The sequence below is a fragment of the Frigoribacterium sp. CFBP 13605 genome (assembly GCF_014839405.1).
Lineage (GTDB): Bacteria > Actinomycetota > Actinomycetes > Actinomycetales > Microbacteriaceae > Frigoribacterium.
In genome coordinates, this window is the sequence record NZ_JACYNS010000049.1 from 1 (window position 1) to 19,842 (window position 19,842).

A 19,842-nucleotide genomic window follows, 5' to 3' on the forward strand; every position below is an offset into this window, starting at 1 on the left:
ATCGGCGGGGCGGCGGCACCATCGGCGGGCAGGAGGCGCGGTCACCGTCCCCGGGGCACCGCGCGGCCGCTCAGGGCGAGCGCGAGTACCGCGACGCCCGTGCCGACGACGAAGCAGGCGACGAAGGCGAGGGGGCTGGACGCGCCGCCGAGCACCCCGAACGCGGCGCCGGTCAAGGCCAGCGCGACGGCCGAACCGGTGGAGTCGGCGATGGTCAACGCCGAACTGTTGAACCCGCGCTCGGACTCGGTCGACAGCGCGAGGACGAGCACCGAGAAGCGGGGGTACATGAACCCCATGCCGAATCCGGCGACGGCCCAGGTCGCGATGAGGAAGGCCGGGGGCAGGTGGAACAGGGGGGTCAGCGCGGCGACCACGACGCCGAGGAGCACGAGGACGATGCCGATGCGGATGCCGTCGCGCTGGGCCACCCGGTCGCCGAGCCTGCCCTGCACCCAGCTCGCGAACGCCCAGCCGAGCGCCCCCAGGGTCAGCGTCACGCCGGAGGCCGAGGCGCTGAAGTCGTATTCGGCCGAGAGCATGTACGGGATGTAGACCTCGCTGCCGAGGAACGCCGCCCCCACGAGACCGCGCAGCAGCACCAGGGTGGGCAACCCCGGGGCGGCGCGCAGCGTGCCCGGCGGCAACAGGGGCCGGAGCGCCACGGCGAGCACGACCACCGCCACCACGATGACCACGACGGTCAACCAGGTCGGGAACTCGGAGACCAGGTTGAGGGCCAGCACGCCGAGGGCCGCGCCGACCGACCAGAGGATGCGGCCGATGCTCCAGGGCACGCGCCGCCCACCCTCCGCCACCACGGGCGGAGGGACGCGACGCAGGCTCGGCAGGACGGCGAAGAACGCGGGCACGGCGAGGCCGAGTGCACCGAGGAAGACCCAGTGCCAGCCCACCGTCTCGGCCACGACGCCCGCGACGAGTGGCCCGACGAGACCCGGGACGACCCAGGCCGCGGCGAACCCCGCGAAGATCGACGGGTGCAGGCCCGGCGGGTAGAGCCGGGCGACCATGACGTAGAGGCCGACGATGACCGCGCCGGAGCCGACGCCCTGCACCAGACGGCCGACCAGCAGCACGCCCATGTCGGGCGCGGTGCCGACGACGAGCAGCCCGACGGCGAACAGCAGCATCGAGGCGATGACCACGACGCGCGGCCCGCTGCGGTCGGCCCAGTTGCCCGCCGCCACCATGCCGACCAGGCCGGACGCGAGGGGCGCCGCGAAGCTGAGCGAGTAGAGCGCCTCGCCGTCGAGCTCACGGCTGATGATCGGCATGATCGTCGTGACCGCGAGCGACTCGAACGCCGCGATGCCGATCAGGGCGCACATGCCGAGGGTGGCCAGCCGGTACCGACCGCTGAGCACGCCCTCGGGGCGGGTGCTCACGGCGGCGGCGTCGGTCATGTCGTCAGCCTAGGCCGAGCCACCGACGGCACCCCCTCCCCTAGGATCGCCCTCAGGCGGCGAGGGGCGTCGCCTGCGTCTGGGGGTCTCTCTCGTGTCCACTTCTTCTCACCGTGCCGGGTCCGTCCGCGATCTCGCCCTGACGGTCGCCCTCGGCGTCGTCCTCGGGCTCGGGACGACCACGGTCGCCGTCGCGGCTCCCGTCACCGCCGGTTCGACCTCGTCCCCGACGCTCGCCCAGCAGGACGCGGGTTCCGACCACGAGATGGGGGCATCGAGCGGCACCCGGGACGGGGCCGACGAACGCCTCTCCCGCGCCGCGGCCGTCTCGCCTCCTCGTGGCGTGCCCGGCTTCGACGTCAGCTCGTACCAGCCGTCCCCCGACTTCGCCGCCGCGCGTTCGGCGGGCGCCCGCTTCACGTTCGTCAAGGCCTCCGAGGGCGTGCCCGGCACCTACACGAACGGCAACCCCACCGGCAGCACCAACCGCTACCGTTCCGCCCAGTTCGCCGGCGCGCAGGCGGCGGGGCTGACGGCCGGTTTCTACCACTACGCGTTGCCCTTCTACTCGTCCGGGGCACCGCAGGCGCAGTTCTTCCTCGACAACGCCACCGCCTGGGAGCCCGGCATGCTGCCGCCGGTGCTCGACGTCGAGGTGTCGACCAACCCGACCAAGCAGGGTGGACGCTGCTGGGGGCTGTCGCAGTCCGAGATGGTCACCTGGATCCAGTCGTGGATCGGCACCGTCGTCGCCCAGCAGGGCGTCCAGCCGCTGATCTACACCAACCAGGACTTCTGGAGCTCCTGCACGGGCAACAGCTCGGCGTTCCCGAAGGACCGCCTCTTCGTCGCGTACTACCCGACGGCGACCACGAACACCCCGGTCGCCCCGCCGACCTCGTCCTTCGCGACCTGGACGTTCTGGCAGTGGTCCCAGACCGAGGACTCGCCCTACCCCGGTGACCAGGACGTGTTCAACGGCACCGAGGCCGACCTCGCGGCCCTCACCCGCCCGACCACCCCGGCCGTGGGCCGTCTCTCGGGAGCCGACGCCTTCGCCACCGCGGCGACCATCGCCGCCAGCGCCTTCACCCCACCGGTCGTCGTGAACGGCAACGCCCCGACCAAGGCCTCGATCCCCCTGGTCTACGTCGCGTCGCGCAGCACCTACCCCGACGCCCTCGCCGGGGGCGCGGCCGCCGGCTACCGGGGCGCTCCGGTCCTCCTGACCTACCCCGACACCCTGCCCGACGCGACCCGCGCCCAACTCGCCGAGCTCCGCCCGCAACGCGTCGTCGTCCTGGGCGGCGTGGCCGCGGTCTCCGACACGGTGCGTCAGCAGCTCTCCCAGATCGCGACGACCGGCGCCCCCGGCGTCACCCGCGTCTCGGGTGCGGACCGATTCGACACGTCTGCGACGATCTCGAGCACGACCTTCCCGAAGGGTCGGGGCGGGACGGCCTACGTCGCGACCGGCCTGGACTTCCCCGACGCCCTCTCGGGTGCAGCCCTGGCCGGCGGCCCCGACAAGGGCCCGATGCTGCTCACGCGGCCCGACGCCCTGCCTCAGACGGTCTCGACCGAGCTCACCCGGCTGGCCCCTGCCCGCATCGTCGTGCTCGGCGGGGTCAACGCGGTGGGAGAATCGGTCATCGCCCAGCTCCGGGCCGTCGCGCCCACGTCGCGGCTCTCGGGTGCCGACCGTTTCGACACCTCGGCCGTCATCGCCGCCGCCGGCTACCCCGCCGGTTCCGACGTGGCGTTCGTCTCGACGGGTGTGAACTTCCCCGACGCGCTCGCCGGAGCACCGACCGCGGGCCGGCTGGGCGGTCCCGTCCTGCTCACACGACCCGACGCGCTGCCCGTCAGCGTGCGCACCGCCCTGACGAAGCTCGGCACCGACGGCCTGGTCGTGCTGGGTGGCCCCAACGCCGTCAGCCCGGCGGTCGAGGCCGGGCTCTGACCGGGGCCCGTCCCTGATGGACGCGCTCGACGTGGCCACGTGACGGAGGCGCGGTGCGGGACCACCCGCACCGCGCCTCCGTCGTCTCTCGCGAGGTCGCCTACGCGTCGAGGCGGGCGAGCGCCTGCGTGACGTCGCCGAGCAGGTCGTCGACGTCCTCGATGCCGACCGACAGCCGCACGATCGAGTCGGGCACCTCGAGCTCGGTGCCGCGCACCGAGGCGTGGGTCATCTCGCTCGGGTAGCCGATGAGCGACTCGACGCCGCCGAGCGACTCGGCCAGCTGGAACAGCTCGGTCGACTCGGCGAACCGTCGGGCCGCGGCGGCACCCGCGCTCAGCTGCACCGAGAGCATGCCGCCGAACGCCCGCATCTGCCGGGCGGCGAGTTCGTGGCCCGGGTGGGACTCGAGCCCCGGGTAGTAGACGCGCTCGACCGCCGCGTGCCCCTCGAGGGCCCGGGCGATGGCGAGGGCGTTCGACGAGTGGCGGTCGACGCGCACGCCGAGCGTCTTGATGCCGCGCACCGTGAGCCACGCCTCCATCGGCGCCGACACGGCACCGACGCCGAACTGGACGAAGCCGACCTTCGCGGCGAGCTCGTCGTCGCGCACGACGACGGCTCCGCCCACGACGTCCGAGTGACCGCCGATGTACTTCGTCGTCGAGTGGACGACCGCGTCGGCCCCCAGGGCGAGGGGCTGCTGCAGATACGGCGACGCGAACGTGTTGTCGACGACGACGACGGCCCCGGCCGCGTGCCCGATCTCGGCGAGCGCCGCGATGTCGCTGATCTTCATCAGCGGGTTGCTCGGGGTCTCGACCCAGAGCACGGCCGTCGGAGCGGCCTGGACCGCGGCGCGCACGGCGTCGAGGTCGCTCATCTCGACGGTGTCGAGCGTGACGCCCCAGGGCACCCACACCCGGTTGACGAGGCGGTGCGTGCCGCCGTAGACGTCGTTGCCCATGACGATGCGCGTGCCGGGCGCCAGGACCGAACGCAGCAGCGCGTCCTCGGCCGACAGCCCCGAGGCGAAGCTGAACGCGGCGCTGCCGCCCTCGAGGTCGGCGAGCAGGGTCTGCAGCGAGTCGCGCGTCGGGTTCGCCGACCGCGCGTACTCGTAGCCGCCGCGGAACCCGCCGATGCCGTCCTGGACGAACGTCGACGACTGGTAGATCGGGGGGACGACGGCACCGGTGGTGGGGTCGAAGTCCTGGCCGGCGTGGATCGCCCTGGTCGAGAAGCCGTGGGTCATGAGGATGTCCTTTCGAGGGGGACGGGTGGTGCAGACGGAGGGGGGACGAGGAGGCGCGGGCCGGGCCGCCGGGTGACGGTGCCGCCCCGGCCGCTCAGGAGGACAGGAAGGAGAGGACGTCCTGTCGGGTGACGACGCCGAACGGGCGGCCGTCGTCGGTGACGAGCAGGGCGTCGACGGACTCGAGCGCGGACCGGGCCGCCGAGACGGGTTCGTTCACGCCGATCAGGGGCAGGGGGTCGCCGAGGTACGCCGAGACGGCGTCGCCCATGGTCGCGCCCCCGCGGAAGATGGCCTCGAGCAACGCCTTCTCCTCGATGGCACCGACGACCTCGCCGATGACGACCGGGGGCTCGGCCGAGAGCACGGGCATCTGCGAGACGCCGTAGGTCTTCATGATGCCGATCACGTCGTGGACGGTGTCGGACGGGTGGGCGTGGACGAGGTCGGGCAACTGCCCGGTCTTGGAGGCGATCAGATCGCGGACCGACCGCTCGTCGTGGCTGACGCCGAAGCCGTACGAGCGCATCCACGCGTCGTTGAAGATCTTGCCGAGGTAGCCGCGCCCGCCGTCGGGCAGCAGGGCGACGACGACGTCGTCCGGGCCGAGCTCGCGGGCCACGTCGAGGGCGGCCGCGACGGCCAGGCCGGACGAGCCGCCGACCAGCAGTCCCTCCTCGCGGGCGAGGCGCCGGGTCAGCTCGAACGAACGGGCGTCGTCCGCGGCGATGATGCGGTCGACGACCGAGGGGTCGTAGGCGGCAGGCCAGAAGTCCTCGCCGACGCCCTCGAGAAGGTAGGGGCGGCCGGTGCCCCCGCTGTAGACGCTGCCCTCGGGATCGGCGCCGACGACCTGCACCGCGCCTCCGGACACCTCTTTGAGGTAGCGGCCGGTACCGCTGATGGTGCCGCCGGTGCCCACGCCCGCGACGAAGTGCGTGATGCGGCCGTCGGTGTCGCGCCAGATCTCGGGGCCCGTCGTCTCGTAGTGGCTGAGCGGCCCGTTGGGGTTGGCGTACTGGTTCGGCTTGAACGCCCCGGGGATCTCGCGCGCGAGGCGGTCGGAGACGCTGTAGTAGGACTCGGGGCTGGTCGGCTCGACGGCGGTCGGCGTGACGACGATCTCGGCGCCGTAGGCCTTGAGCACGTTGCGCTTGTCCTCGCCGACCTTGTCGGGCAGGACGAAGACGCAGCGGTAGCCGCGCTGCTGGGCGACGAGGGCGAGGCCCACCCCGGTGTTGCCGCTGGTCGGCTCGACGATGGTGCCCCCGGGCCCGAGCAGCCCGTCGCGCTCGGCCGCGTCGATGATGCGCGTCGCGATGCGGTCCTTCGACGAACCACCCGGGTTGACGTACTCGACCTTGACGAGCACGGTCGCCGTGATGCCCTCGGTCACCTTGTTCAGCTTGACGAGCGGCGTGTCACCGATCAGGTCGAGGACGGTCTCGGCGTACTTCACGGGTGCTCCGGTTCTCGCGGGGCCCTCGTGGGGCGCGCGCAGGTCGACGACTCGGGTGGTCGGGTCGGTCGGGGCGTCCCCGCCGGACCCGTTCGTCGAGTCTAACGACGGGGTCGTGGCGTGTGACGGAGGGTCGGCGGGCCCGACCTGCTGGCACGCGCCTCCCAGGCAGTCGTGAGAGAAAATGGTTGACGCATCCACGATCGGGTGCGTCCCGACCACCTCCCCGACCCCAGAGGACCCCCGTGGCCAGCAGCGACAAGCCGACCGACAAACCCACCGTCAAGCAGCAGCGAGACGCCCGGCGTCACGAGAAGGTGGCCGAGCTCAAGCGGCAACAGGCCCGGGCGAAGCGCAACCGCACCATCGGCATCGTCACCGCCTCGGTCGCGGGCGCGGCGGCGATCGCGCTGGTCGTCACCTTCGTCGTGACGAGCGGCCAGCCGCGGCAGGACCCCCAGGCCATCGAGATCGACGGCGTGAAGACCTACTCCGACCTCACCGCGAACCACGTCGGCGGCAGCGTCGACTACGCGATGACCCCTCCCGCGGGCGGCGACCACAACCAGATCTGGCTGAACTGCGGCGTCTACACCGAGCCCGTGCCGAACGAGAACGCCGTCCACGACCTCGAGCACGGCGCCGTCTGGTTCACCTACGACCCCGAGCAGGTCAGCGAGGCCGAGATCGAGGCCCTGCGCGACTTCGCCCCCGACACGTACGCGGTCGTCTCGCCCTACGAGGGCCTCGACTCCCCCATGTACGTCTCGGCCTGGGGCGCCCAGTTGCCCTTCGCGAACGTGACCGACGACGAGGCCACCGTGTCCGACTTCGTCACCAAGTACTGGAAGTCCACGAACGCCCCCGAGCCCGGTGCGCCGTGCAGCGGCGGCGTGGACGGCACCGGCAAGATCGCGTGACGGCACCGGGGCACGACGACGACGCGACCGCCGGGGCGGGGCCGCACCGCGCCTCCTCGGGTCGTCGGCTGAGGCTGGTGATCGCGGGGGTCCTGACCGTGGCGATCGTGCTGCTGGTCGGCGTCGCGCTCGGGCGGCTCAGCTCGCCCACCCCCGTCACGCCCGGTACGGACAGCGTCGAGGCGGGGTTCTCGCGCGACATGCAGGTGCACCACGAGCAGGCCGTGCAGATGGCGATGATGGTCCGCGACCGGACCGACGACCCCGCGGTGCGCTCGTTGGCCTACGACATGGCCCTCACGCAGTCGCAGCAGGCCGGTCAGATGTACGCCTGGCTCGAGCTGTGGCGCCTGCCGCAGGCACCCTCGGAGCCGACCATGACCTGGATGACCCGACCGACCCTCGACGGGGACTACGGCAGCCACCACATGACCGACGACGGAGGCGCGGGCGGCTCGGCCACGCCCGTCGCCACCCACGAACCCGGCGGCCGCATGCCGGGGCTGGCGACCGACGAGCAGCTCGCGTCCCTGGACTCCGCGAACGGCGTCGAGGCCGAGCGGATCTTCCTGACCCTGATGATCGCGCACCACGAGGGCGGCATCGAGATGGCCGACGCCGTCCTGGCGCGCAGCGAGGTGCCGCAGGTGCGGGCCTTCGCCTCGGGCATGCTGCAGACGCAGCAGAGCGAGGTCGACGCCATGCAGGCGATGCTCGTCGAGCGCGGCTGACAGGACACCGCAGCGCTACGACGACACCTGCTGCCCGTAGAGCTCGGCGTACACCCCGCCCAGGGCGAGCAGCTCGTCGTGCGTCCCCCGCTCGACGACGCGACCGGCCACCACGACGAACACGACGTCCGCGTCGCGCACGGTCGAGAGCCGGTGCGCGATGGCGATCGTCGTCCGGCCACGGGTCGCCGTGTCGAGGGCCTCTTGCACCACGCGCTCGGACACCGTGTCGAGGGCGCTCGTCGCCTCGTCGAGGACCATGACGGCGGGGTCCTTCAACAGGACGCGAGCGATGGCGATGCGTTGTTTCTCGCCGCCCGAGAGGCGATAGCCCCGCTCGCCCACGATCGTGTCGTAACCGTCGGGGAACGACGCGATGGTCTCGTGGATGTTCGCCTGCCGGGCTGCGTCGACCAGCTGTTCGTCGGTCGCGTCGGGTCGCGCGTACCGGAGGTTGTCGCCGATGCTGGCGTGGAAGAGGTAGGTCTCTTGGCTGACGATGCCGATGTTGCCGACCAGCGATTCTTGGTCGAGGCGCCGGACGTCGGTGCCGGCGAAGCGCACCGCTCCGCCGGACGCCTCGTAGAACCGCGGGATCAGGTACGAGACGGTCGTCTTGCCCGCACCGCTCGGGCCGACGAAGGCGGCGAACTGACCCGGTGCGATGTCGAACGAGACGCCGTCGAGGGTCTTCTGCCCGGGCTCGGCGTCGGGGTACGAGAACGAGACGTCGTCGAACTCGACCCGGCCGAGCTGCGTCTCGTCGACCGGCTCGGCCGAGGGGTCGTTCGTGATCGCCGGGTGGAGGTCGAGGTACTCGAAGATGCGGGCGAACAGCGCTCCGGAGGTCTGCAGGTCGAGGGCCACCCGCAGCAGCCCCATGAGCGGGAAGGTCAAGCGGGCCTGCACCGTGGTGAAGGCCACGATCGTGCCCGCCGTCACGGGCACGTCACGGAGGATCAGCCAGGCCGCGACCAGGTAGATGAGGGCGGGGATGACCGAGAGGAAGATCTGGACGACGGCGAAGAACCACTGCCCGCTCATCTGCTGACGCACCTGCAACCCGATCTGGGTGCGGTTCTCGGCCGAGTAGCGCTCGACCTCGGCGCGCTGCTGGTTGAAGCTCTTCGCCAACAGGATGCCGCTGACGCTCAGCGCCTCCTGCGTGATGGCGGTCATGTCGCTGAGCGACTCCTGCGTCTTGGTGGCGATGCGGGCGCGCACCTGGCCCACCCGTCGCTGGGCCACCACCAGCAGCGGCAGCAGGACGACCGTGACGACGGTCATCTGCCAGCTGAGCACGAGCATGGACACGAAGGCCGCGATGACCGTGACCGTGTTGCCGAGGACGCTCGAGATGGTGTTGCTCAGCACGTTCGCGACGCCGCCGACGTCGTTCTGCAGGCGCGACTGGATGACCCCGGTCTTGGTGCGGGTGAAGAACGCGAGCTCCATGCGCTGCAGGTGGCCGAAGAGGCGGATGCGCAACGCACCCATCACCTTGTTGCCGACCGTGGCGGTCAGGTACGTCTGCCAGACGCCGATGCCGGCGGACAGCACCCAGAGTCCCACCATGGCGCCCACGAGTTCGAGCAGCACGGGCACGTCGGGACCGCCCTGGGGGAACAACCCCCGGTCGAACGCCTGCTTGGTGAGCAGCGGTGGAGCCACGCTGACGGCGGCCCCGATCAGGACGAGCACGACGGTGACGACGAGGGCTCGCCGGTGCGGGGCGAACAGGCCGCGGATGCGACGGAACAGGTCGGGGATGCGCGGCGCGGTGGCGTTCGCCGCACGCTGGGCCTCGGCGTCGCCGCTCGAGACCCGGCCGGACCCGCCCGGTCGGCCTCCGCCCCGGGGACCGCCTGCGGGGGCGTGCATCGAACTCATGCGGTCAGCGTAGGCCCGACCCCCGTCACGAGTGGCCCACCGTCGGACGCCGACGCCGCGACACGCCGTAGAACGACCGTTCGTCCCCCAGTTGTGGGCGCAATGCCCGACAGACCATACGGCGTAATGAACACTCAGTTTAGTATGGCGGTGTCGGTGCACCTGACCAGGCTCCGGCAGCCGCGTTCTCCCTACCCGACGGGCGAGCCTCCCGAAGCGGCCGAGCTAGGACCATCGTGAACACGTCGAACCCCACGGCCGTCGAACCGCCGAGTGCCGAACTGCAGCCCGCCGACCACCGGGCCGCTCTCGATGCCATCGAGCAGGGCTGGACCCAGATCGCCCCCTTGCAGGGAGCGCGTCTGCGCGAGGCCATCCGCTCGACGCCCGAAGAGGAATGGCGCGGCCGACCCCGCATCCTGCTCGCCCTGGCGGCGAGCCACCGCTCGGTCGGCTCCCGCTCGCGCAGTGCGGCCCTGCCCTGGTTCCGCGGCGTCGCCAAGGCGCTCGACGCCGACCCCGACCTGCCGCTCGACATCCGGGCGGGCTACCACGTGCACCTCGGGGCGTCGCTGCGCACCCTCGGCAACTTCGTCGTGGCCCACGAGCACCTCGAGGTCGCCCGGACCCTCATCGAGAACGACCTCGCCGAGTCGATCAGCGTGCGCATCTCGCTCAGCGCCTCCTTCTCGTTGCAGCTCGGCCTCATCCGGCTGCACTACGGCGAGATCGACCAGGCCCGCTTCGCCCTGAGCCTCGCGAACGGTCTCGGCGAGGACCACCTCAGCACCGCCGAGCGGGTCGAGTGCCTCTCGGCGCTCGCCTTCGTCGCGATGCTGATCGGCGACTTCGACCTCGCCGACCGCCACGTCGACCTCGCCCGCGAGCTCGCCGACGGCACCGACCTGCTGGGGAGCTCGTTCGGGGCCCTCACCCAGATCACGCGCGTGCACCTCGCCCTCGAACGCGGCGAGGCCGTGAGCGGCCACGAGGGCCTGCTCGCCGACGTGCGGCAGGCGTCGCGCGGCAGCGACTGGGAGGCGCTCGGCCTGTTCGCCGAAGCGCACGTTCTGCTGTCCGAGAGCCGCTACATCGAGGTGCTCGACCTGCTGGCGCGGATCACCCGCACCATCGACGGGTTCACCGGGCACAGCGCCCTCACCGACTCGGCCACGGTGTTGCGGGCCGAGACCATGCGCCTGCTCGGTCAGCCGCACGAGGCCCGTCGACTCGCGTCGTCGGTGACGTCGTCGCACCACCACATCCGCTGTCCCGGTCGCGTGCTCGCCCTCGTGCACCTCGCCGCCGGTGAACCCGAGGCCGCCCTCGAGGCGCTCGAACCGTGCCTCGCCATCGGCGACCTGCACAGCGAGCGAACGATGGGCCAGGTGCACGCCCTCCAGGCGGCCGCACACCTCGCCCTCGGCGACGCCGCGCGCAGCGACATCGCCTTCGACCAGGCCCTGCTGAGCGCGGGTCACAACGGGTCGATCTGGCTCTTCGCCACCCTGCCGGAGGACGTCCTCGACCACCTCGTGCAGCGCGCCGTCGGCCGTCGTCAGCCGGCCGCCATCGTCGGGGTGCTCGACCGCCTGCGCGGGACCACGGCCGACGTCGTGCCGCAGCTCGCCGAGCCGCTGAGCGACCGCGAGCTCGTGATCGTCCGCCACCTGGCCACCGGTCAGACCCTCGGCCAGATCGGCAGCCAGCTGTTCATCTCGGTCAACACCGTCAAGAGCCACGTCCGCAGCATCTACCGCAAGCTGCAGGCGTCGTCGCGGCGCGAGGCGATGACCCGCGTCAAGCAGCTCGGCCTCGACCTCGACGACTAGGGACGAGGAGGCGCGGTGCCGGCCGTGGGGTAACCTCTCGCGGTGCCCCACGAGTCCCGCGTCACGTCCCGTCCGTCCCTCCTCGCCCAGCTGAGGGCGCGCAAACCCCTCGAGGCCTACGTCGCCGAGAGCGCGGCATCCGCCGACGGCGGCCCCCGTCTGCGACGCACCCTGGGCGTCTGGCACCTCACGGCGATCAGCATCGGGGCGACCCTCGGCACGGGCATCCTGGTCGTGCTGGGCACCGCCGTCCCGCTGGCCGGCCCCGCCGTCTGGATCTCTTTCGTGCTCGCGGGCGTCGCGGCCCTGCTGTCGGCCCTGTCGTACGCCGAGATGGCGGGCAGCGTGCCCGTGTCGGGGTCGAGTTACTCGTACGCGTACGCGACGCTCGGCGAGGGCATCGCGTGGGTCTGCGGGTGGTGCCTCGTGCTCGAGTACGCCGTCTCGGTCGCGGCCGTCGCCGTCGGGGCGGGGCAGTACGTGAACGAGGCCCTCGACGTGTTCGGGCTCGCCCTGCCGGCCGCGATCGCCGAGCCCCCGGGCGCCGGCGGCGTCCTCAACCTGCCCGCCGCGGTCCTCGTCCTGCTCGCCACCCTCGTGCTCGTTCCCGGCGCCCGGGAGAGCGCCTGGGTCAACACCCTGCTCGTCGTCGTCAAGGTGGCGCTCCTCGTGTTCTTCGTCGCCGTCGCCTTCACGGCCTTCCGCGCCGGGAACTTCGAGCCGCTGGCACCGATGGGCGCGGCCGGCGTCTCGGCGGCGGCCTCGCGCCTGTTCTTCTCGTACATCGGCTTCGACGCGGCGTCCACGGCCGGTGAAGAGGCCCGCGACGCGAAGCGCGACCTGCCGCGCGCCATCATCGCCTCGATCGTGATCATCACGGTGCTCTACATCCTCGTGGCCGTCGCCGCGGTCGGCGCGCGCCCGTGGACGACCTTCACCGACGGCGAGGCGACCCTCGTCACGATCGTCGCCGACATCACGGGGCAGCCGTGGGTCGCCTTCCTCTTCGCCGTGACCGCCGTGGCGGCGATCGCGAGCGTCGTGTTGACGGTGCTCTACGGTCAGACGCGCATCTTCGTCTCGATGGCCCGCGACGGCCTCGTGCCCCGCGTCCTCGGCCGCGTCTCGGCGCGCACGCAGACACCCGTCGCCGGCACCCTGATCGTCGGCGGAGCCGTGGCCGTCGCGGCGGCGGTGATCCCCCTGGGCGCCCTGGCCGACGCGACGAGCATCGGCACGCTCTTCGCCTTCGCCCTGGTCAACGTGTCGGTCATCTGGCTGCGCCGCAACCGACCGGAGCTCGACCGCACCTACAAGGTGCCGCTCTACCCGCTGACCCCTGTCCTCGGCTGCGCCTTCTGCGTGCTGCTCATGGTGACCCTCGGGTGGGTCACCTGGGCGGCCTTCGCCGTCTGGATGGTCGTGGGCACCGCGGTGTACCTCGGGTACGGCCGCCGACACTCGGTCCTGGCCCGCGCCTCCTGATCCGGCCCTCCGCGTGGTCGGCGGGTCGCAGCGGAGACGCCAGAAGGCGCCACCCCGAGGGGTGGCGCCTTCCGTGTGGTGCTGAGCAGACGTGCCGCTCAAGCGCAGAGGGCCGAGAGGGCCCGCCGACTACTTGAGGGTGATCGTCGCGCCGGCGGCCTCGAGCTGAGCCTTGGCCTTCTCGGCGGCGTCCTTCGTGGCACCCTCGAGGACGGTGCTGGGGGCACCGTCGACGACGGCCTTGGCCTCGCCGAGACCGAGGCTCGTGAGCGCGCGGACCTCTTTGATGACCTGGATCTTCTTGTCGCCGGCAGCCTCGAGGACGACGTCGAAAGCGGTCTGCTCTTCGACCTCTTCAGCGGCGGCGGCGGGGCCGGCGGCACCGGCAGCGGCCACGGGGGCAGCAGCGGTGACCTCGAAGACCTCTTCGAACTTCTTCACGAAGTCGCTGAGCTCGATGAGCGTGAGCTCCTTGAAGGCCTCGATCAGTTCGTCCTGCGTGAGCTTCGCCATGGTGTTCTCCTTATGGGTTTTCTAAAGTGTGGGTTGGTACGACAGCTGTTTAGCTGTCGGCTTCCTGCTTGGCACGCAGCGCCTCGACCGTGCGAACGGCCTGGGACAGCGGTGCCTGGAACAGGTAGGCAGCACCGAACAGCGAAGCCTTGAAGGCGCCGGCCAGTTTGCCCAGCAGCACCTCTCGGGACTCGAGATCGGCGAGCTGCTTGACCTCGTCTGCCGTGAGCGGGTTACCGTCGAAGTAACCGTTCTTCACGATCAGAGCGGGGTGTGCCTTGGCGAAGTCACGCAGGCTCTTGGCGACGGCGACAGGGTCACCGTGCACGAAGGCGATCGCAGACGGTCCGACGAGTTCGTCGTCGAACGAGCTGATTCCGGCGTTGTTGGCCGCGATCTTGCTGAGCGTGTTCTTCACCACGGCGTACGTCGCGTCTGCACTGATGGACTTGCGGAGCTCTTTCAGCTCGGCAACAGTGAGACCGCGGTACTCGGTGAGCAGGACGGCGGTCGAGTCACGGAAGTTGTCCGTGAGCTCGGCGACCGATGCTTCCTTGTTCGCCATGGCTCTCCTAAAACGTGGGTGTGCCGGCAGCCCCCGGGAACTCGACTCGGCCGCGCCGAGACCGGCGCCGCACCAATGAAAAAAGCTCCGGCGCAAGCGCACGGAGCTGGATCTCTTCGAGAAGAGGAACGACTTCACACACCTGCGCTGGTCGCTCTCTCTCGAGAACCTTCGGCACCCGTCTGCGAGCAGACGACTACAACCGGCGGTCTTGGGCTTCGTACAGAGTAGACGCAGGAGGCGCGCTCACGCAAGTCGCGCCTCCTCGGCTTCGTGGTGGGGTGCGTCCGCGGGCGTCACGAGCGGCAGGCGGACGGTAAAGGTCGCTCCCTCGTCCGAGCTCGCGACGTCGACGGTGCCGCCGTGGGAGTGGACGACGGCCTGGACGATCGCGAGGCCGAGCCCCGTGGAGCCGGCCTTCCGCGACCGCGAGCTGTCGGCGCGGGCGAACCGCTCGAACAGCACGGGCAGCACGGCCGGGTCGATGCCCGGCCCGTCGTCGGCGACCGAGACGACGGCCTCCCCCGACGTGTCGTCGACGGTGAGCGAGACGTGCACGTGGGTGCCGTCGGGCGTGTGGGTGCGCACGTTCGTCAACAGGTTCGCGACGATCTGGTGCAGGCGCATGGCGTCGCCCGACACGGTCACCGGCTCGTCGGGCACGTACACGTCGACGTCGTGCGTGGGTCCGGCCACGTGGGCGTCGTTGACCGTGTCGAGCACGACCCTGGTCAGGTCGACGTCGCCCGTGACGAGGTCGCGGCCCTCGTCGAGGCGGGCGAGCAGCAGGAGGTCCTCGACGAGCGAGGTCATCCGCAGCGACTCCGACTCGATGCGGCCCATGGCGTAGACCACGTCGTCGGGCAGTCCGGTGTTCATGCGGCGGGTCAGCTCGGCGTAGCCGCGGACCGACGCGAGCGGGGTGCGCAGCTCGTGCGAGGCGTCGGCCACGAACTGCCGCACCTTGTTCTCGCTCTGCTGACGGGCCTCGAGGGCCCCGGCCACGTGGCCCAGCATGCGGTTGAGCGACGCACCGACGCGGCCGACCTCGGTGCGGGTGTCGGCGTCGGCCTCGTCGACGCGTTCCGCGAGGGCCACCTCGCCGCGGTCGAGCGGCAGTTCGGCGACCCGCAGTGCCGTGTCGGACATGCGCTCGAGCGGGCGGAGGGCGCTCCGCACGACCCCGTAGGCGATCGCGATCGCGACCGCGAGGCCGATGAGGGTCACCGCGAGGATCGTGACCACCATGACCGTGATGGTGCGGTCGACGCTGCTCGTCGGCAGACCGACGACGAGGTACGCCGGCGTGGTGGCGAGGGAGCCCGACGTGGTGGTCGTCTGGTAGCCGACCGCGAGCGACTCCACCCGGTACGACCCCAGCGCCGACCCGAGCGAGACGGACTCGGGCGCGGTCGAGCCGGCGACGGTCGTCACGACCGAGGTCAGGTCGTCGGTCAGGCGCGGCGTGACGACCCGACCCGACTGCTCGACCTGGTACGCCGCCACGACCGTCCCGTTCACGACGACGGCCGTGAAGGTGCCGGGCGACTGCCGCGGGCCCGAGAGGTCGTCGCCGTCGGGCGTCAGGTAGGGCCGGCTCGTCGAGCCCTGCGCGTTCACCATGGGCACGGAGCGGCCCGTCGCCCCCTCGAGCTCGTCGTCGAGCTGACGCATGAGCGACGCCTGGAGCACGAACACGCTGACCGAGCCGATCACGATGGTCAGCAGCACCACGAGCGCGACGATGCTGAGGATCAGGCGGTTGCGCAGCGTGAGCGGCCCGGCGAGACCGGGCGCCCGGCCCACCAGGCCCCGGAGGCGCGAGCCCACCCGGGCGGGCAGGGCATCGCTCACGACGTGGGCTTGATCACGTAACCGACGCCGCGCACGGTGTGGATCATCGGCTCTTCGCCGACGTCGATCTTCTTGCGCAGGTACGAGATGTAGATCTCGACGACGCTCGACTTGCCGCCGAAGTCGTAGCTCCAGACCCGGTCGAGGATCTGCGCCTTGCTCAGCACGCGGCGGGGGTTGCGCATCAGGAAGCGCAGCAGCTCGAACTCGGTGGCGGTCAGCTCGATCTCGCGACCGGCGCGCGTCACCTCGTAGCTCTCCTCGTCGAGCACGAGGTCGCCGACGACGATGCGCGAGTCGCCCGCCTCGCTGATGGCCGAGGCCGACCGGCGGATCAGGCCGCGCAGCCGGGCCACGACCTCTTCGAGCGAGAACGGCTTGGTGACGTAGTCGTCGCCCCCGGCGGTGAGACCCGACACGCGGTCCTCGACGCTGTCCTTCGCGGTGAGGAACAGGATCGGGGTGTCGTCACCGCTCGACCGCAGTCGACCCAGCACCTGGATGCCGTCGATGTCGGGCAGCATCCAGTCGAGCACGATCGCGTCGGGCTTGAACTCGCGCGCCGTGGCGAGGGCCGCCTGACCGTCGGAGGCCGCCTTGACGTCCCATCCCTCGTAGCGGAGGGCCATCGAGAGCAGGTCGGTGAGACTGTTCTCGTCGTCGACGACGAGGACTCGGAGGGGCGTTCCGTCGGCACGGGTGAGGCGGGGGGCCGAGGCGGTGGCGGGGGTCGTTGTGGTCACCTCTCCAAGTATCGAGTCGTTTCTATGAACCGACTGTGATGGGTCGATGAGCGGGCTGCGCATCGTCCCCGGACGGCCCACGGCGACCACGCGGGCCGCGAGCACCCGGGGCGCCGGGCGCGCGTCAGGCGGACGGGTAGTCGGCGCAGGCGAAACGAGCCGAGTCCGGGGCCCAGCAGGGCACGTTGATCGTGCCCTGGCCGCCGAAGAGGGCGAGCACGTCGCGTGGCGCCCGGCCCGGCACGGGCAGGCCGTCGGGACCGAGGGGCAGGGTGCGCAGCACGACGTCGCGGTTCTCGGGGTGGCCGAGCGTGCCGGGCTCGAACGACACCCAGAGCAGCGTCGAGCCGTCGGGCGACACGTGCGGGAACCAGTTGACCCGTTCGTCGTCGGTCACCTGCACGACGTCTCCGCCGTCCAGGCGGCTCCGGAAGAGCTGCGCGTGGCCGGCGACCCCCGCGGAGGCGCGCTCCGAGTTCGCCCACAGCCACGCCCCGTCCGGAGAGAACTCGGCCCCGTCGTCGGGGTGCTCGTCGTCGGTCACCGGCGTGGTCGCGCCGTCGGCGAGCGAGACCAGGGCGACGTTCGTGCGCCAGCCGGCCCGCGCCTCCTCGTCGTCCGGGTCGTCGACCGGCGCCGGCAGGGCGCCGACGATCACGCTGAGCGTGGCACCGTCGGGCGAGACGCCGTGCAGGTAGTTCTTGTGGTTGCGGCCCGCGGGGTGGTCGCGCGTCACGCGGCGGGCGGTGCCGCCCGGGGTCACGCCGTCCCACGGCACCTCGTACAGGTGGCCGTCCCGGGCGCTCACGATCACGGCCCCCTGGTCGGGAACGATCACGTGGTCGTTGTTGATCTCGGGCACGTCGCCCATCGGCACCGGCTCGAGCGCCGTCTCGTCGACCCCACGGGCGTCGGCGGGCACCCGCCAGAGCAGGCCGTCGCCGTTGACGACGAGCCAGCGACCGTCGGGGCTCCAGTTCGGGGCCTCGACGAGCACGCGGGTGCTCTCGAGGACGACCTGGACGTCGCCGGTCGCGGGGTCGACGACGAGCAGGCGGCTCCGTTGGCCGGGCAGCAGGATTCGGGGCATGGGATCAGTCTGCCGTCACTGGTTCGAGAAGGCGGCGTCGAAGGAGGCGCTCGGTCGCCTCCAGAGGAGTGAACGGATGTAGGCGAGCGCCTCGGGGGCGCCGTGCAGCCGGTCCATGCCCGCGTCCTCCCACTCGATCGAGATCGGGCCGTCGTAGCCGATGGCGTCGAGGGCGCGGAAGGCGTCCTCCCAGTCCATGTCGCCGTGGCCGGTCGAGACGAAGTCCCAGCCCCGGCGGGGGTCGCCCCAGGGCAGGTGGGAGCCGAGCACGCCCGAGCGCCCGCTGGGCGGCTTGATGCGGGTGTCCTTGCAGTCGACGTGGAAGATCCGGTCGGCGAAGTCGGTGATGAACGACACCGTGTCGACCCCCTGCCAGAGCATGTGCGAGGGGTCCCAGTTGAAGCCGAAGGCCGACCGGTGCTCGATGGCCTCGAGCGCCCGGACGCTCGTCCAGTGGTCGTAGGCGATCTCGCTCGGGTGCACCTCGTGGGCGAACCGGACGCCCTCGGCGTCGAACACGTCGAGGATGGGGTTCCAGCGGTCGGCGAAGTCCTGGTAGCCGGCGTCGATCACGCTCGCCGGGACCGGCGGGAACATCGCCACGTAGGGCCAGATCTTCGAGCCGGTGAAGCCGACGACGGTGTCGACGCCCATCTTGCGGGCCACCCGCGCCGCCCGCTTCATGTCCTCCGCGGCCCGCTGCCGGACGCCCTCGGGCTCGCCGTCGCCCCAGGTGGACGGGCGCACGATCGCCTGGTGCCGGAAGTCGATCGGGTCGTCGCAGACCGCCTGCCCGGTCAGGTGGTTCGAGATCGCCCAGACCCCCAGGCCGTGCCGCTCGAGCACGTCGAGTCGCGACCGCAGGTACGCGTCGTCCTGGTCGGCGCGCTCGAGGTCGAGGTGGTCGCCCGACGCGGCGATCTCGAGGCCGTCGTAGCCCCACCCGGCGGCGAGTGCCGCGACCTCCTCGAAGGGCAGGTCGGCCCACTGGCCGGTGAACAGGGTGACGGGGCGGGAGCTCTCGGCCATGGGTTCCTTCTCGGGGGCGACGGGGGTGCGGGCGGGCGGCGGGGGCGGTGCGGGCGGCGACGGGGTCGGGACGGTCGGGGTCAGGGCAGGTCGACCCACCGGCGCGACGCGGCGGACGCGAGGACCGCCTCGGTCACCCGGACGGCGCGCAGGCCGTCGACGAAGTTGGGCAGCCCCTCGGGGGTCCCGCCCCGGACGGCGTCGTGGGCGTCGCGCACGAACCCCGCGAACGCGTCGACGTAGCCCATCGGGTGCCCGGCGGGGACGGTCGACAGGCGGGCGGCGTCGGGTGCGAGCACGGCCGCGTCGCGGGCCACGAGTTGCGTGCCCGACCGGCGTCCGACCCAGAGCGTCTCGGGCTCCTCCTGCGAGAACTCGAGGCTCTCGGCGGTGCCCGACAGGTCGAGCAGGAGGCGGTTCTTGCGACCCGGCGCGACCTGCGACACGAAGAGGGTGCCGATCGCCCCCCGTGCCGTCTCGAACACGACGGCCGCCTCGTCCTCGGTGTCGACCGACGAGCCGCCGCGGTGCGTGTGCACGGTGGTGGTCGTCGAGGTCAGCCGGGCCAGCCGGTCGCCCAGGACGAACTCGAGCAGGTCGACCAGGTGGCTGCCGATGTCGGCGAAGGCCCGCGAGGGACCACCCGCGGCCGAGTCGACCCGCCAGTCGACGTCGTCGCTGTCGAGCAACCAGTCCTGCAGGTACGAACCCCGGACGCTCAGCACGCGGCCGACCTCGCCCGTGGCGACGCGGGCCCGGGCCTCGCGCACCATCGGGTGGTAGCGGTAGACGAAGGGCACGGCACCGACCAGTCGCCCGGCCCGGGCGGCCTCGACCAGGGCCTCGGCCTCGGCGCTCGAGGTCGCCAGCGGCTTCTCGCAGACCACGTGCTTGCCGGCGGCGAGCGCCGCCAGCGCGACGGGCGCGTGCGTGGCGTTCGGCGAGCAGACGTGCACGACGTCGACGCCGGGATCGGTGACGAGGTCGTCGACGCTCTCGTGGGAGGTGTCGACGCCCAGGGACGCCGCCGCGTGGGCCGCGCTGGCGGCGCTCGAGGAGGCGAGGGCGACCACGCGGGCGCCGGCCGAC

The 19,842-nt window shown here is 71.9% G+C and carries 16 protein-coding genes; 5 read left to right on the forward strand and 11 right to left on the reverse strand.

Features of this window, described 5'->3' with window-relative positions:
- Positions 1 to 41 precede the first annotated feature (41 nt).
- Positions 42 to 1,424 (reverse strand): MFS transporter, encoded by a 1,383-nt coding sequence (locus IFT36_RS10360; RefSeq protein ID WP_200413060.1) that lies wholly within the window; start codon positions 1,422 to 1,424, stop codon positions 42 to 44.
- A gap of 94 nt (positions 1,425 to 1,518) precedes the next feature.
- Between IFT36_RS10360 and IFT36_RS10365 the strand changes: the two genes are divergently transcribed.
- Complete coding sequence (locus tag IFT36_RS10365; protein ID WP_200413061.1) at positions 1,519 to 3,387, forward strand: cell wall-binding repeat-containing protein; 1,869 nt, start codon at positions 1,519 to 1,521, stop codon at positions 3,385 to 3,387.
- Between the two features lie 100 nt (positions 3,388 to 3,487).
- Here IFT36_RS10365 and IFT36_RS10370 read toward each other — a convergent pair whose 3' ends face one another.
- Both IFT36_RS10370 and IFT36_RS10375 read right to left on the reverse strand, forming a co-directional pair.
- On the reverse strand, positions 3,488 to 4,642 hold the full coding sequence (locus IFT36_RS10370) for a cystathionine gamma-synthase (RefSeq protein WP_056046507.1): 1,155 nt from the start codon (positions 4,640 to 4,642) through the stop codon (positions 3,488 to 3,490).
- Positions 4,643 to 4,736: 94 nt separating this feature from the next.
- Positions 4,737 to 6,101: a cystathionine beta-synthase gene (locus tag IFT36_RS10375; protein WP_200413062.1), complete on the reverse strand. Its 1,365-nt coding sequence runs from the start codon at positions 6,099 to 6,101 to the stop codon at positions 4,737 to 4,739.
- A gap of 245 nt (positions 6,102 to 6,346) precedes the next feature.
- Here IFT36_RS10375 and IFT36_RS16765 point away from each other — a divergent pair, with 245 nt between their 5' ends.
- Together IFT36_RS16765 and IFT36_RS10385 are read left to right on the forward strand one after the other, a co-directional pair.
- Entirely contained in the window at positions 6,347 to 7,021 is a 675-nt protein-coding gene (locus IFT36_RS16765; protein ID WP_056046511.1) for a DUF3105 domain-containing protein, read from the forward strand.
- The gene (locus IFT36_RS10385) at positions 7,018 to 7,752 is read left to right on the forward strand and encodes a DUF305 domain-containing protein (protein WP_082460309.1); all 735 of its coding nucleotides are present in this window, start codon (positions 7,018 to 7,020) and stop codon (positions 7,750 to 7,752) included. The genes IFT36_RS16765 and IFT36_RS10385 overlap by 4 nt, the downstream gene beginning before the upstream one ends.
- 15 nt (positions 7,753 to 7,767) lie before the next feature.
- Here the strand turns inward: IFT36_RS10385 and IFT36_RS10390 are convergent, their stop codons facing one another.
- Complete coding sequence (locus IFT36_RS10390) at positions 7,768 to 9,642, reverse strand: ABC transporter ATP-binding protein (protein ID WP_123570508.1); 1,875 nt, start codon at positions 9,640 to 9,642, stop codon at positions 7,768 to 7,770.
- 236 nt (positions 9,643 to 9,878) lie between these two features.
- Between IFT36_RS10390 and IFT36_RS16945 the strand changes: the two genes are divergently transcribed.
- Entirely contained in the window at positions 9,879 to 11,474 is a 1,596-nt protein-coding gene (locus IFT36_RS16945; RefSeq protein ID WP_123570509.1) for a LuxR C-terminal-related transcriptional regulator, read from the forward strand.
- 42 nt (positions 11,475 to 11,516) lie between these two features.
- Positions 11,517 to 12,959: an APC family permease gene (locus tag IFT36_RS10400; protein ID WP_200413063.1), complete on the forward strand. Its 1,443-nt coding sequence runs from the start codon at positions 11,517 to 11,519 to the stop codon at positions 12,957 to 12,959.
- Positions 12,960 to 13,088: 129 nt separating this feature from the next.
- Here the strand turns inward: IFT36_RS10400 and rplL are convergent, their stop codons facing one another.
- From rplL to IFT36_RS10435, 7 genes are all read right to left on the reverse strand, one after another.
- Positions 13,089 to 13,472: a 50S ribosomal protein L7/L12 gene (gene rplL, locus IFT36_RS10405; protein WP_056046519.1), complete on the reverse strand. Its 384-nt coding sequence runs from the start codon at positions 13,470 to 13,472 to the stop codon at positions 13,089 to 13,091.
- Between the two features lie 49 nt (positions 13,473 to 13,521).
- Positions 13,522 to 14,037, reverse strand: a complete 516-nt coding sequence (rplJ, locus tag IFT36_RS10410; RefSeq protein WP_043592926.1) for a 50S ribosomal protein L10 — start codon at positions 14,035 to 14,037, stop codon at positions 13,522 to 13,524.
- A gap of 246 nt (positions 14,038 to 14,283) precedes the next feature.
- Positions 14,284 to 15,891, reverse strand: coding sequence for a sensor histidine kinase (locus tag IFT36_RS16950; protein ID WP_213016633.1), 1,608 nt, complete (start codon positions 15,889 to 15,891; stop codon positions 14,284 to 14,286).
- Entirely contained in the window at positions 15,888 to 16,646 is a 759-nt protein-coding gene (locus tag IFT36_RS10420) for a response regulator transcription factor (protein ID WP_056046521.1), read from the reverse strand. The genes IFT36_RS16950 and IFT36_RS10420 overlap by 4 nt, the downstream gene beginning before the upstream one ends.
- Positions 16,647 to 16,758: 112 nt before the next feature.
- Positions 16,759 to 17,724, reverse strand: a complete 966-nt coding sequence (locus tag IFT36_RS10425) for a TolB family protein (protein ID WP_200413064.1) — start codon at positions 17,722 to 17,724, stop codon at positions 16,759 to 16,761.
- 15 nt (positions 17,725 to 17,739) lie between these two features.
- On the reverse strand, positions 17,740 to 18,753 hold the full coding sequence (locus tag IFT36_RS10430) for a sugar phosphate isomerase/epimerase family protein (protein ID WP_200413065.1): 1,014 nt from the start codon (positions 18,751 to 18,753) through the stop codon (positions 17,740 to 17,742).
- Positions 18,754 to 18,833: 80 nt separating this feature from the next.
- Positions 18,834 to 19,842, reverse strand: a 1,009-nt coding sequence (locus IFT36_RS10435) for a Gfo/Idh/MocA family protein (protein ID WP_200413066.1), incomplete at its 5' end; no start/stop codon positions are given.